The sequence below is a fragment of the Streptomyces sp. MNU89 genome (genome assembly GCF_020982505.1).
In the GTDB taxonomy this organism is placed as follows: domain Bacteria; phylum Actinomycetota; class Actinomycetes; order Streptomycetales; family Streptomycetaceae; genus Streptomyces; species Streptomyces xinghaiensis.
In genome coordinates this window covers 291342-304083 of sequence record NZ_JAJKLL010000001.1, presented here as the reverse complement: position 1 = coordinate 304083, position 12742 = coordinate 291342, and the positions used below count along the sequence as shown (strand labels likewise).

Annotated in this window: 11 protein-coding genes and 1 riboswitch; of the genes, 8 read left to right on the top strand and 3 right to left on the bottom strand. The window is 72.6% G+C overall.

Annotated features, from left to right (window positions below):
• Nucleotides 1-3 precede the first annotated feature (3 nt).
• The 6 genes from E4N63_RS01460 to E4N63_RS01435 all read left to right on the top strand — a co-directional run bounded on the left by E4N63_RS01460 (nucleotide 4) and on the right by E4N63_RS01435 (nucleotide 5770).
• Entirely contained in the window at nucleotides 4-1005 is a 1002-nt protein-coding gene (locus E4N63_RS01460) for a DUF881 domain-containing protein (RefSeq protein ID WP_230242294.1), read from the top strand.
• Nucleotides 1006-1177: 172 nt separating this feature from the next.
• Entirely contained in the window at nucleotides 1178-2035 is an 858-nt protein-coding gene (locus E4N63_RS31360; RefSeq protein ID WP_078649913.1) for an FHA domain-containing protein, read from the top strand.
• Nucleotides 2036-2051: 16 nt separating this feature from the next.
• The gene (locus tag E4N63_RS01450) at nucleotides 2052-2792 is read left to right on the top strand and encodes a MerR family transcriptional regulator (RefSeq protein ID WP_019708258.1); all 741 of its coding nucleotides are present in this window, start codon (nucleotides 2052-2054) and stop codon (nucleotides 2790-2792) included.
• Between the two features lie 62 nt (nucleotides 2793-2854).
• Nucleotides 2855-3328 (top strand): bifunctional nuclease family protein, encoded by a 474-nt coding sequence (locus E4N63_RS01445; RefSeq protein ID WP_039820899.1) that lies wholly within the window; start codon nucleotides 2855-2857, stop codon nucleotides 3326-3328.
• A gap of 177 nt (nucleotides 3329-3505) precedes the next feature.
• Entirely contained in the window at nucleotides 3506-4117 is a 612-nt protein-coding gene (locus E4N63_RS01440; RefSeq protein ID WP_125626164.1) for a MerR family transcriptional regulator, read from the top strand.
• 78 nt (nucleotides 4118-4195) lie between these two features.
• Nucleotides 4196-5770, top strand: coding sequence for a DNA polymerase IV (locus E4N63_RS01435; RefSeq protein ID WP_230239689.1), 1575 nt, complete (start codon nucleotides 4196-4198; stop codon nucleotides 5768-5770).
• On the opposite strand, the gene E4N63_RS01430 is transcribed toward E4N63_RS01435, so the two are convergent.
• Complete coding sequence (locus E4N63_RS01430; RefSeq protein WP_185831293.1) at nucleotides 5683-6063, bottom strand: PRC-barrel domain-containing protein; 381 nt, start codon at nucleotides 6061-6063, stop codon at nucleotides 5683-5685. The genes E4N63_RS01435 and E4N63_RS01430 overlap by 88 nt on opposite strands.
• Nucleotides 6064-6178: 115 nt before the next feature.
• Nucleotides 6179-6277: riboswitch (glycine riboswitch) on the top strand.
• 190 nt (nucleotides 6278-6467) lie between these two features.
• Between E4N63_RS01430 and gcvP the strand changes: the two genes are divergently transcribed.
• Nucleotides 6468-9362, top strand: a complete 2895-nt coding sequence (gene gcvP / locus E4N63_RS01425) for an aminomethyl-transferring glycine dehydrogenase (protein WP_230239688.1) — start codon at nucleotides 6468-6470, stop codon at nucleotides 9360-9362.
• A 143-nt stretch (nucleotides 9363-9505) separates the two neighbouring features.
• Here gcvP and E4N63_RS01420 read toward each other — a convergent pair whose 3' ends face one another.
• Entirely contained in the window at nucleotides 9506-9712 is a 207-nt protein-coding gene (locus E4N63_RS01420) for a DUF5999 family protein (protein ID WP_019708264.1), read from the bottom strand.
• A gap of 327 nt (nucleotides 9713-10039) precedes the next feature.
• Nucleotides 10040-10627, bottom strand: a complete 588-nt coding sequence (locus E4N63_RS01415; protein WP_125625368.1) for a hypothetical protein — start codon at nucleotides 10625-10627, stop codon at nucleotides 10040-10042.
• A 473-nt stretch (nucleotides 10628-11100) separates the two neighbouring features.
• Here E4N63_RS01415 and E4N63_RS01410 point away from each other — a divergent pair, with 473 nt between their 5' ends.
• Nucleotides 11101-12603 carry a glutamate--cysteine ligase gene (locus E4N63_RS01410; protein ID WP_125625366.1) on the top strand — a complete coding sequence of 501 codons (1503 nt, stop codon included), beginning with the start codon at nucleotides 11101-11103 and terminating at the stop codon, nucleotides 12601-12603.
• The last annotated feature ends 139 nt before the right edge of the window (nucleotides 12604-12742 follow it).

Below are 12742 nucleotides of genomic sequence, written 5' to 3'. Positions count from 1 at the left end.
CCGATGAACGACGACAGGACACCGGAGCCGGAGGACACCGGCGCGGACCGCGGCCGGACCCCGGAGGGGCACGCGGAGCCCCGGAGCGGCACGGGTGCCGCGCGGCGCCCGGGGCCGGGACGGCAGCCGCTGCCCGAGGAGAAGACTCCGGGTGCCGGCGGGGAGTGCCCCGGCGGCGAACCGGCGGCGGCGGACGCCTCGTCCGGCGCGCCCACACCCCCCGCACCCGCTCCCGGCGCGGGAGCCGTCGCCCCGGCGCCGGTGAGCCCGCGCGGGGAGGAGGGGGTGACGGGACGTCAGCGGCTGCGGGCCGCTCTCTGGCCGCCGCGGGTCAGCCGCGCCCAGCTCATCGTGGCGCTGCTGCTGTGCGTGCTCGGGCTGGGCCTGGCGATCCAGGTCCGTTCCACGAGCGACGCCAGCGTGCTCCGCGGCGCGCGCCAGGAGGACCTCGTCCGGATCCTCGACGAGATCGGCGACCAGACCCAGCGGCTCCAGGACGAGCAGCAGCGTCTGGAGGAGCAGCGCACAGAGCTGGAGAACAGCTCGGACCAGGCCGAGGAGGCCCGTCGGCAGACGGAGCAGAAGGAGCAGCAACTCGGCGTGCTGGCCGGGACGGTGGCCGCCGAGGGCCCCGGTCTCACCATCACCGTCAGTGCTCCGCAGGGGGCCGTCGACGCGTACAAGCTGCTGGACGCCATACAGGAGCTGCGGGCCGCCGGTGCCGAGGCGATCCAGATCAACGACGTCCGGGTGGTGGCGGGTACGTTCTTCACGCAGGACGGCGACCGGGTCCGCATCGACGGGCAGCGCGTGGAGCAGCCGTTCCGGATCAGGGCGATCGGCGATCCGCAGGATCTGGAGCCCGCCCTCAACATTCCCGGCGGTGTGGTGCAGAGTTTGGAAAAGGAGCAGGCCACGGTGGCCGTCACCCGCGAGGAGAAGATCGTCGTGGACGCCTTGCGGGCGGCGGATCGGCCTGACTACGCTCGGTCGTCACCGCAGTGAGAGGCGGTCGGTCGCCGGGGCGCGGGCGGTACGCGCGAGGGGCTCGCCGGGCGCGTGCGGCTGCGGGGGGTCGGAGCACCGCGAGGGCGGTGCGTGGTGGAAACTGTCTGGTGGGCGCGGACGTTGTCTTCATGTCCGGGTCGGCACACATGGTGTGCAATGAGGTTTCGTCCTGCCCCACGGGCGGGTCTGTTTCGGTCAAGGGGAATCGCCCGTGAAGTTGTTCGGGAAGTTGTTCGGTAAGAGCGCTCGGGAAGAGTCGGGCGGTGCCCGTCACCGGGCCGGTGGCCCGGAAGAGGGCGGCGCGCAGCAGGCGGAGCGGCCGCTATTCCGTGACGAGGTGGCGGGGGCCGAGGGGGGCAGTGGCGCGTCCTCTGTTGACCCTGCCGCGTCCGGACGCATAGGTTCATCAACCTCAAGTGCGGGTGGAGAGTTCGGCTCCGGCCCGTACGCGTCCCAGGCCCCCGGTGGGCCGTCGCAGCAGGAGGCACAGTCCATGTCGGCCTTGCCGGTTTGTACGAGGTGCGGGCACCGGAACGCCGAGGCCAGCCGCTTCTGCTCCAACTGCGGTGCCCCGCTGCGCGGCGCGCCGTCGGAGCGCCCCTCCGAGACCACCTCGACGATCTCGATCTCGGGCCTGGAGGCCTACGAGGCGGAGGCCACCGGCCAGACCGCGCCGCCGCTCTCGCCGGAGGCCCAGGCCGCCGTCGACGCCCTGCCGCCGGGTTCGGCGCTGCTGGTCGTCCGGCGCGGCCCGAACTCCGGCAGCCGCTTCCTGCTGGACGGCGAGCTGACCACGGCCGGCCGCCACCCGCAGAGCGACATCTTCCTGGACGACGTGACCGTCTCCCGGCGCCACGTGGAGTTCCGCCGCGGTCCGGACGGCGGCTTCACCGTGGCCGATGTCGGCAGCCTCAACGGCACCTACGTCAACCGCGAGCGCATCGACTCCGTTCCGCTGACCAACGGTGACGAAGTGCAGATCGGCAAGTACCGGCTGGTCTTCTACGCGAGCCAGCGGAGCATCTGACCGCAGGGAAAGGCCCATGCGCCAGACACCGTCGGGCGGCGCCGGCTCCGGCGCCGCCCCCGACAGCCGTTTGCTCAGCATCGGCCGGGTGCTGGGCCTCCTCCGGGACGAGTTCCCGGAGATCACCATCTCCAAGATCCGGTTCCTGGAGGCGGAGGGCCTGGTCGAGCCGCGGCGCACGCCGTCGGGCTACCGCAAGTTCAGCCCGGACGACGTCGAACGGCTCGCGCGGGTTCTGCGGATGCAGCGCGACCACTATCTGCCGCTCAAGGTGATCCGCGAGCAGCTGGACGCGCTGGAGCGGGGCGAGCGGCCGGACGTCCCCGCGCCCGGCCGGGCCCGGGATCTGCTGGACGGTGTGCTGGACCCCGGGGACGCGGACCCGGCTCCCGCCCGGACCGATCGCGCCGGGCTGCTGGCCGGGGCCGGGGTGGAGGAGCGGGACCTGGCCGAGTGGGAGTCGTACGGCCTGATCTCGCCGCTGGAGGACGGGAGCTACGGCCCCGACGCCGTCACGATCGCCGGGCTGCTCGGGGAGATCGGCCGCTTCGGTCTGGAGCCCCGGCATCTGCGGGTCATGAAGGCGGCCGCGGACCGTGAGGCCGGCCTGGTGGAACAGGTCGTCTCGCCGCTGAGGCGGCACCGCAACCCCCAGACGCGCGCCCACGCCGAATCCACCGCGCGCGAGCTGGCGACCCTCTCGCTGCGGCTCCACGCGGCCCTGGTGCAGTCGTCGCTCGGGGTGCGCCTGCGCTGACTCCGCGCTTCCGAGGGGTGCCCGACTACCCAAAACGGCCGGGCAGGTCCTAGGGTTGCTGTGTGAACGAGCTCGACGTTGTGGGTGTCCGGGTGGAAATGCCCTCCAACCAACCGATCGTGCTCCTGCGTGAGGTGGGAGGCGATCGGTACCTTCCCATCTGGATCGGACCGGGGGAGGCGACCGCGATCGCCTTCGCCCAGCAGGGCATGGCCCCGGCCAGACCGCTGACGCACGACCTGTTCAAGGACGTGCTCGAAGCGGTGGGCCAGGAGCTGACCCAGGTCCGCATCACGGATCTGCGGGAGGGTGTCTTCTACGCGGAGCTGGTCTTCGCGAGCGGTGTCGAGGTGAGCGCCCGCCCGTCCGACGCCATAGCCCTGGCCCTGCGCACCGGTACCCCGATCTACGGCAGTGACGGGGTGCTGGACGACGCCGGTATCGCCATCCCGGACGAGCAGGAGGACGAGGTGGAGAAGTTCCGCGAGTTCCTCGACCAGATCTCGCCGGAGGACTTCGGCACCAGCAGCCAGTGACGCGGGCGGGAGTTCCCCGCAACCGCCCGCCGCGCATTCGCTGAGCCGTTCCCCGCCCGCGGTTACGGAAAACCACCCCAGGGGTGATTATCACCCGGCGTGCCGAGCGCGGCGATCGTTGACGCACCCCCGGCGACTGCCTACCGTCGACAAGGCAGGTCAAGGACGGAGGTCGGCGTGAGCAGCACCGGCGACGGTACAGCGGCGGGCAGTCCCATTCCGCTCCACGCGGGTGGCTCCGCCCCCATCCAGAAGACCGCCGCGACGGGTCCCGTGACATCGCCCGGTCAGCCTTCCGAGAACGTCGGCTACCGGGGCCCCACGGCCTGCGCGGCCGCGGGCATCACCTACCGGCAGCTCGACTACTGGGCCCGTACGGGGCTGGTGGAGCCGAGTGTGCGCTCCGCTCACGGCTCGGGCGGCCAGCGGCTCTACAGCATCGAGGACGTCGTCGTCCTCAAGATCGTCAAGCGGTTCCTGGACACCGGTGTCTCCCTGCAGAACATCCGCGCGGCGGTGCGCCATCTGCGCACCCGTGAGCGGGCCGACCTGGCCCGGATGACGCTGATGAGCGACGGCGCGACGGTCCACGAGTGCTCCTCCCCGGACGAGGTCGTCGGCCTCCTGCAGGGCGGCCAGGGCATGTTCGGCATCGCCGTCGGTGTGGTCTGGCGCGATGTGGAGAGCGCGCTGCAGCAGCTGCACGGGGAGCGGGTGGACACCGGGGAGACCCTGATCGGGCACCACCCCGGTGACGAACTGGCCCGCCGCCGGAACCGCGCCGGCTGAGACCGGCCCCGGCGCGCCGGTCCGGTGGCGGCGCGGCCGCCGGAGCCGTTGTCGGTGCCGTAGGGCAGCATCGGTGCCGTGAGACCGGTTCCGACGATCCTGCACCTGGACATGGACGCCTTCTTCGCCTCGGCGGAGCAGGCGTCCAAGCCCAGTCTGCGCGGAAAGCCGGTCGTCGTCGGCGGTCTCGGGCCGCGCGGCGTCGTCGCCACCGCCTCCTACGAGGCGCGGGTCTTCGGTGTCCACTCGGCCATGTCGACGGCCCAGGCCCGCCGGCTCTGCCCCAACGCCGCCTATCTGACGCCCCGGTTCTCGCTGTACCGGCAGGTGAGCGAAACGGTCATGGAGCTGCTGCGGGAGCTGTCGCCGCTGGTCGAGCCGCTCAGCCTCGACGAGGCCTTCGTGGACCTGGAGGCGGGCCCGGCTCCTCCGGCGACCGCCGCCGCGGCCCGGGAGGCCGGCGAGCGGCTGCGGACCGCGATCCGCGCGCGGACCTCGCTCACCGGCTCGGTCGGCCTGGCCGGATCCAAGATGCTCGCCAAGATGGCGTCCGAACAGGCGAAGCCGGACGGCCTCGTGGTCATCGAGCCCGGTACGGAACGCGAACTGCTAAAGCCGATGTCGGTCCGGGTGCTGCCCGGTGTCGGGCCCGCCACCGCCGAGCAGCTCCGCCGGGCGGGCATCGGCACCGTCGAGGAGATGGCCGGGGCGGGGGAGGCCGAGTTGGTGCGGCTGCTGGGCAAGGCGCACGGCAGCTCGCTGTACGCCCTCGCCACCGGCCGGGACGACCGCCCGGTGGTGGCCGAGCGGGACAGCAAGTCCGTCTCCGTGGAGGACACCTTCGACGTGGACCTGCACGACCGGACCCGGGTGTACGGGGAGGTGGTGCGGCTGGCCGGCCGGTGTGTCACCCGCCTGCGGGCCGCGGGCCGGTCCGGGCGCACGGTCGTCCTCAAGGTCCGGCGCTACGACTTCTCCACGCTGACCCGCTCGGAGACCCTGCGCGGTCCGACCGACGACCCGGGGGTGGTGCGCGAGGCGGCGGTGCGGCTGCTCGACGGGGTGGACACCACCGGCGGGGTGCGGCTGCTCGGCGTCGGCGTCACCGGGCTGGCGGACTTCACCCAGGAGGATCTCTTCGCGCAGGCCGCGCTGGAGGGCACCGGCCCGGCGGCCCCGGCCGTCCGCGCGCGGACCGGACCGGGCGGGGACGAGGACGCGGAGGCGGGCACCCGGCCCGACCGGCCGGGGGAGGGCCTCGCCGCGGCGGAAGCGGCACCGGCCGGTGACGCAGAGGAGGCCGGGGGTCCCCGGGAGGGCTCCCGACGGTGGCACCCCGGGCATGACGTGCGGCACGCGGAGTACGGGACTGGCTGGGTGCAGGGCAGCGGTCTGGGCCGGGTGACCGTCCGGTTCGAGCAGCCCTGGTCGGATCCGGGGCGGGTACGGACCTTCCGCGCGGACGATCCGGCGCTGGAGCCGGCCGCGCCGCCGCCGCTGGTACGGCCGGCCGGCGGCCCGGAGCCCGGCCGGAGCGGGCGCCGGGAACCCGGCCCGCCGGGCGGTCAGGTGCCGGATCCGGCGGTCCGTCCGGAGCCGTCCCGGCCGGGGGCCTCCTCGTCGCCGTCCGGGAGCTCCGCCTCCAGCCCGTAGTGGTGGTAGAGCTGGATCTCCTGCTCCGGCGAGAGGTGGCGGCCCACCCCGAAGTCCGGCGCGCTCCGGATCAAGGACCGGCGGTAGGGCACGTACAGGGTGCCGTCGACGAACTCGCTCGGCTCCAGCGGGACGAAGGCGTCCCGGCCGAACAGGCCGGTGCGCACGGCCGCCCACTCGGGCAGCCCGGTGGCGTCGTCGAGGTACACCTCGTCCACGGTGCCGATCTTCGTACCGTCGCTGTCGAAGGCCTTGCGGCCGATGAGGCTCCGCGGGTCGATCCCCGTGTGCACGGTCCCTCCAACTGGTCGGCGGACTTCCCCGTGGGATCCACGTAAGGCCAGATCCGGCCCGTCGGCCACTCGGGGGTCCGGTCCGGGGCCCCGCTGGTAGGCTGGCTGTGGCCGCAGATCCCGTGCGGGAGAGTCCTCCGCCCCCCGGGGCCGGGGGCGCCGAAGGAGCAAATCCTCCCCGGAATCTCTCAGGCACCCGTACCGCACGGGCGAGGTCACTCTGGAAAGCAGGGCAGGTGCCGGGCCGGCTGTGCCGGAACCTTTCCTCACCGACGGTGAAAGCCGGACCGCGTGTGCGGGGTCCGGCGAAGCTCTCAGGTCGACGACAGAGGGGGAGGCCCCCGTTCGGGGTACCCGTCAGGGTGCCCCTTCGCAGGTCCGCGTCGACCAGGAGGCCTCCGCAGATGACCGCACCCCGCATTCCCCTCTCCCGGCTGGAGCGTGGCACCCCGTTCGCTCAGCGCCATATCGGCCCCGGCCGCGAGGCCCTGGACAAGATGCTCGCCCAAGTGGGCTACGGCTCGCTCGACGAACTCACCGCGGCCGCCGTCCCGGACGTCATCAAGAGCACCGGGGCGGTGGCGCTGCCCGAGGCGCGCGGAGAGGCCGAGGTCCTGGACGAACTGCGGGCCCTGGCCGGCCGCAACCAGGTCCTCACCTCCATGATCGGCCTCGGCTACCACGGCACCTTCACCCCGCCGGTGATCCTGCGCAACGTCATGGAGAACCCGGCCTGGTACACCGCCTACACCCCCTACCAGCCGGAGATCTCGCAGGGCCGGCTGGAGGCGCTGCTCAACTTCCAGACGGTCGTCGCCGACCTCACCGGCCTGCCCACCGCCGGCGCCTCGCTGCTGGACGAGGCCACCGCGGCCGCGGAGGCGATGGCGCTCTCCCGCCGCGTGGGCAAGGTGAAGGACGGGGTCTTCCTGATCGACGCCGACTGCCTTCCGCAGACCATCGCCGTCATCGAGACCCGCGCCGAGCCGGCCGGGACCGAGATCGTCGTCGCCGACCTGTCCGGCGGCATCCCGGACGAGATCGCCGAGCGCGGCGTCTTCGGCGTGCTGCTGCAGTACCCGGGTGCCTCCGGGCGGATCACGGACCCGCGGCCCGTCGTCGAACGGGCGCACGAGCTGGGCGCCGTCGTCACCGTCGCCGCCGATCTGCTCGCCCTCACCCTGCTGACCTCGCCCGGTGACCTGGGCGCCGACATCGCCGTCGGCTCCACCCAGCGCTTCGGCGTCCCGATGGGCTTCGGCGGGCCGCACGCCGGCTACATGGCGGTGCGGGAGTCCTACGCCCGCAACCTGCCGGGCCGCCTGGTCGGCGTCTCCGTCGACGCGGACGGCGCCCCCGCCTACCGGCTGGCCCTGCAGACCCGTGAGCAGCACATCCGCCGGGAGAAGGCGACCAGCAACATCTGCACCGCGCAGGTGCTGCTCGCGGTGATGGCCGGGATGTACGCCGTCTACCACGGGCCGGACGGGCTCGCGGACATCGCGCGCCGCACGCACCGCTACGCGGCCCTGCTCGCCGAGGGCCTGCGGGCCGGCGGCGTGGAGGTCGTCCACGGCGCGTTCTTCGACACGGTGACGGCGCGGGTGCCCGGCCGGGCCGCCGGGGTCGTCGCCGCCGCCCGCGAGGCCGGGATCAACCTGCGGCTCACCGACGCCGACCACGTGGGCATCGCCTGCGACGAGACCACCGGCAGGGACGAGCTGGCCGCGGTCTGGGCCGCGTTCGGCGTCCCGGCCGGCGCCGCCTCCGTCGACGAGCTGGACGCCGCGGTGCCCGACGCGCTCCCCGAAGGGCTGCTGCGCACCGACGAGTACCTCGGCCACCCCGTCTTCCACGAGCACCGCTCGGAGACGGCGATGCTGCGCTATCTGCGCCGGCTCGCGGACAAGGACTACGCGCTGGACCGGGGCATGATCCCGCTCGGCTCCTGCACCATGAAGCTGAACGCGACGACCGAGATGGAGCCGGTCACCTGGCCCGGCTTCGGTGCCCTGCACCCCTTCGCCCCGGCCGAGCAGGCGGAGGGCTACCTCACCCTCATCCGGGAGCTGGAGGAGCAGCTGGCGGCCGTCACGGGCTACGACAAGGTCTCGCTGCAGCCCAACGCGGGCTCCCAGGGCGAGCTGGCCGGACTGCTCGCCGTCCGCGCCTACCACCGCGCGCGGGGCGAGGAGGAGCGCACCGTCTGCCTCATCCCGTCCTCGGCGCACGGCACCAACGCCGCCAGTGCCGTGATGGCCGGCATGCGGGTCGTCGTGGTGAAGACGGCGGAGAACGGCGAGGTCGACACCGAGGACCTGCGCGCCAAGATCGAGAAGCACGGTGACGAGCTGGCCGTGCTCATGGTCACCTACCCCTCCACGCACGGGGTGTTCGAGGAGCACATCGGAGAGATCTGCGCGGCCGTGCACGACGCGGGCGGCCAGGTCTACGTGGACGGCGCCAACCTCAACGCCCTGGTCGGCCTCGCCGAGCCCGGCCGGTTCGGCGGCGACGTCTCGCACCTCAATCTGCACAAGACCTTCTGCATCCCGCACGGCGGCGGCGGGCCCGGGGTCGGTCCGGTCGCCGTGCGCTCCCACCTCGCGCCGTATCTGCCCAACCACCCGCTCCAGCCGGCGGCCGGGCCGGAGACGGGCGTCGGCCCGGTGTCGGCGGCGCCCTGGGGGTCTGCGGGCATCCTGCCCATCTCCTGGGCGTACGTCCGGCTGATGGGTGCCGAGGGGCTGCGGCAGGCCACGCAGGTGGCCGTGCTGAGCGCCAACTACGTCGCCAAGCGGCTGGAGCCGCACTTCCCGGTGCTCTACACCGGTCCCGGCGGGCTGGTGGCGCACGAGTGCATCATCGACCTGCGGCCGCTGACCAAGGCGACCGGGGTGAGCGTCGACGACGTCGCCAAGCGGCTGATCGACTACGGCTTCCACGCCCCCACGATGTCGTTCCCCGTGGCCGGCACGCTGATGATCGAGCCCACCGAGAGCGAGGACCTGGCCGAACTCGACCGGTTCTGCGACGCGATGATCCGTATCCGTGCGGAGATCGAGCAGGTCGCCTCGGAGGAGTGGCCGGCCGAGGACAACCCGCTGCGCAACGCGCCGCACACGGCGGCGGTGCTGGCGGGGGAGTGGGAGCACCCCTACAGCCGGGAGACGGCCGTGTTCCCGCCGGGGGTCGGGGCGGCGGAGAAGTACTGGCCGCCGGTCCGGCGCGTCAACAGCGCCTACGGCGACCGCAATCTGGTCTGCTCCTGCCCGCCGCTGGAGGAGTACGACTCCTGACCGCTCCGGCGCGGCGCCGGCGTGTGGCATGAACGGGGCCGGTCCGGCGATCTGCCGGGCCGGCCCTGTGATCTCTGTGCGGTTATCGTGCGGACCTGTGCGGAGTGATCTCTGTGGGGTGCCCGTCGTTACCGGCTGCCGGGTCAGGCAGCGGTCATCACATGCTCGATGCCCAGTGGCCGGTGCGGAGCGATGATCTGCCCGTCGGGCAGCAGTTCACCGGTGTCCTCGAAGAGCAGGACGCCGTTGCACAGCAGACTCCAGCCCTGTTCGGGGTGGTGCGCCACCAGATGGGCGGCTTCCCGGTCGGCGGAGTCGGCTGTCGGGCACGGTGAGGAGTGCTGGCACATGGCAGGGATCTTTCGCTGTGGTGTGAGTGTCCTGCGGCTTGACGTAGTGTTCACAATCGCCCCCCGTATTCCTTTCCTTGGTCGGTTCCAGTGTTACCCGCGGAATGGTGTTTCGCAGGAATTTCGCTGTACCCGCCCTTCCGGGGTGATGACGCACCACTCTTGCGGACGGTTGCCGTCAAGAGGACGGCCCCTTCGGGTGGTTCACCATGGCCTGAGCGGACTAGTCCGGCCGGGCCGGTGCGGTGGTGCGGTGACGGCGCACCGGCGCGCCCCGCGGCCGGGGGAGCCGCGGGGCGCGCGTGTTCGAGGGGAAGAGCCGGGTGTTCAGGCGGCCGGTGAGGCCGTCGCGTCCAGCAGGGGTGCCACCCGGCCCAGCCGGAGGGTGAGCACCGGCAGCAGGTCCGAGACCCGGTGCGGGCGGTGCGCGGCGATGCCGGGAGGCGCGGGCGCGAGGGGCACCAGCAGATCCGTGGGGGCGGGCTGGCCCTCCGCGGGGTCCGCGGCGGTGTCGCCGTGCAGCCACAGAGTGAGCATGTAGAGCTCGGGCACCGACAGCAGACGCGGCTGGTACACGCCCGACAGCGCCTCCGCCTGGCGCAGGGCCTGCTCGGTCGAGGAGAGGTACGGGCCCCCGAAGAAGTGGGAGAAGGCCCAGCCGTCCGGCGTCGGTTTGGTCTCGGCGGCGGCCACCGCGCGGCCCCCGCTCCGTACGAGGAAGCGCCACGCGGCGAGGCGGGCCGGCGGTGGGCCTTCCTGCCGGGTGATCCCCTCCAGGACATGGACCGGCAAGGGCGATTCCGGGGTCAGCGGCCCGGGGTGCGAGCGGAGCACCGGCGCGGCGGCCGGGGAACCGAGGGCCGCGAGGGTGCTGTGCTGGGCGGGCCTGGGTGCCTGGAGGGAAAGCAGCGGCATGATGGGTCGCCTCTCACTTCGGAGACACGGGTGATGCTGGGCACGTGCGGACGGCAATGTCAGCGTGGCGCGGGGCGGAAGAGGGGCCGGAGCGGAGAATGCCGGCGACACGTACTCTCTGCCCGCGTACCCGGAGTTTATACGGCGCGTGTTCACGGCGCGTTTCGGCTAGCCGACGCGCGCATTACGGGCAAGACTGAAACCGGACCGCGACGGTGGGGGAGTTCCACCATTCTGTCCGTTCGCAAAACCCGTGGCCTTGTGTTATGCCGTGGCAGCCGGTCGGCCGAATCTTGTTGGTGTTTTTCACCACACCTTTGTGCCGCGCCCGTCCCGGACCCCTTTATGCCGATGGAATGTGCCCCCGGGGTGTACTGCGCATCCTAGCGGGCAGATGCTGTCCGCCGGGGCGTTGTGGTCCGGCCGGCCGGGCATCATCCCGGGCACCGGTGCACTGGAGGAGGGACCCTTCGATGGGCGAGAAGGTCGAGGCGGACGGGTTCGACCTGGCGGATCCGCAGCGCTACCGCACCAAACTGCACCAGTGCCTGGAGGGTCTGGGGCGGCTGCTGGAGGAGAAGAGGTTCGACCGCCCGAGGAATCTGATGGGCGTGGAGATCGAGCTGAATCTCGCCGGCGAGGACGGCATGCCCCGCATGATGAATGCGGAAGTGCTCGAGCGCATCCGGAGCGGGGATTTCCAGACGGAGTTGGGGCAGTTCAACCTCGAAGTGAATATTGTGCCGCACCGGTTGTCCGGCCGCGTTCTCGATCAGCTTGCCGAGGAGATCCGTACGGCGCTCGCATATGCCGACCGCAAAGCCCGGGAAGTGGACGCCGGGATCGTGATGATCGGAATTCTCCCGACCCTGGCCGGTCCGGACCTCGTCTCCGCGAACCTGTCCGCGGCGGACCGCTACACCCTGCTCAACGAGCAGATCCTGGCCGCACGCGGGGAGAACCTGGTGCTCGACATCGAGGGCGTCGAACGGCTCCATTACACCAGCGCCTCGATCGCCCCCGAAGCCGCCTGCACCTCGGTGCAGTTGCACCTCCAGGTGACCCCCGGCCGCTTCGCCGCGGTGTGGAACGCCGCCCAGGCGGTGGCCGCCGCGCAGATCGCCGTGGGCGCCAACTCCCCTTTCCTCTTCGGCCGCGAGCTGTGGCGGGAGTCCCGGCCGCCGCTCTTCCTGCAGTCCACGGACACCCGCGCCCCCGAACTCAAGGCCCAGGGCGTGCGGCCGCGAACCTGGTTCGGGGAGCGCTGGATCGAGTCCGCGTACGACCTCTTCGAGGAGAACGTCCGCTACTTCCCCGCCCTGCTGCCGATCTGCGACGAGGAGGACCCGCTCAAGGTCCTCGACGAGCAGGGCGTCCCCGGCCTCCACGAACTGGTGCTGCACAACGGCACCATCTACCGCTGGAACCGGCCGGTCTACGACATCAGCGACGGCCGCCCCCATCTGCGGGTGGAGAACCGGGTGCTGCCGGCCGGGCCGACCGTCGACGACGTCATCGCCAACGCGGCCTTCTACTACGGACTCGTCCGCGCCCTCGCGGAGGAAACCCGGCCGGTGTGGACGCGGCTGCCCTTCGGTGACGCGTCCCGGAACTTCGACGCCGCCTGCCGGTACGGCATCGACGCCACCCTCCGCTGGCCGCGCCCGGGCCGGGGCGGAGCGGTGACGGACGTGCCCGCCCCGCGCCTGGTCCGGGAGGAACTCCTGCCGCTGGCGGCCGCCGGCCTCGACGCCTGGGGTGTGGAGCCCGCGGACCGCGACCACTACCTCGGCATCATCGAGGAGCGCTGCCGGCGGCGGGTGAACGGCGCCTCCTGGCAGGCCGAGGCCTTCCGCCAGGCGCGGGAGCGGGGTCTCGACCGGCAGAGCGCGCTGGCCGCGACCACCCGGCGCTACGCGGAACTCGCGCGCACGGGCGAACCGGTGCACACCTGGCCCGCCGACCTGCCGGACTGAACCCGGGCACAGTCCCGGGGCACGGCCCGGAAGGGGGCCCGGGCCGCCCCGTCATCGTTCACGCCGGCGTACGGTGCGGGGCGGCCGGGGAGTCCGGCGGGGCCCGCGCTGGTGGCGCCGCTTCCCGGCCGTGTAGAAA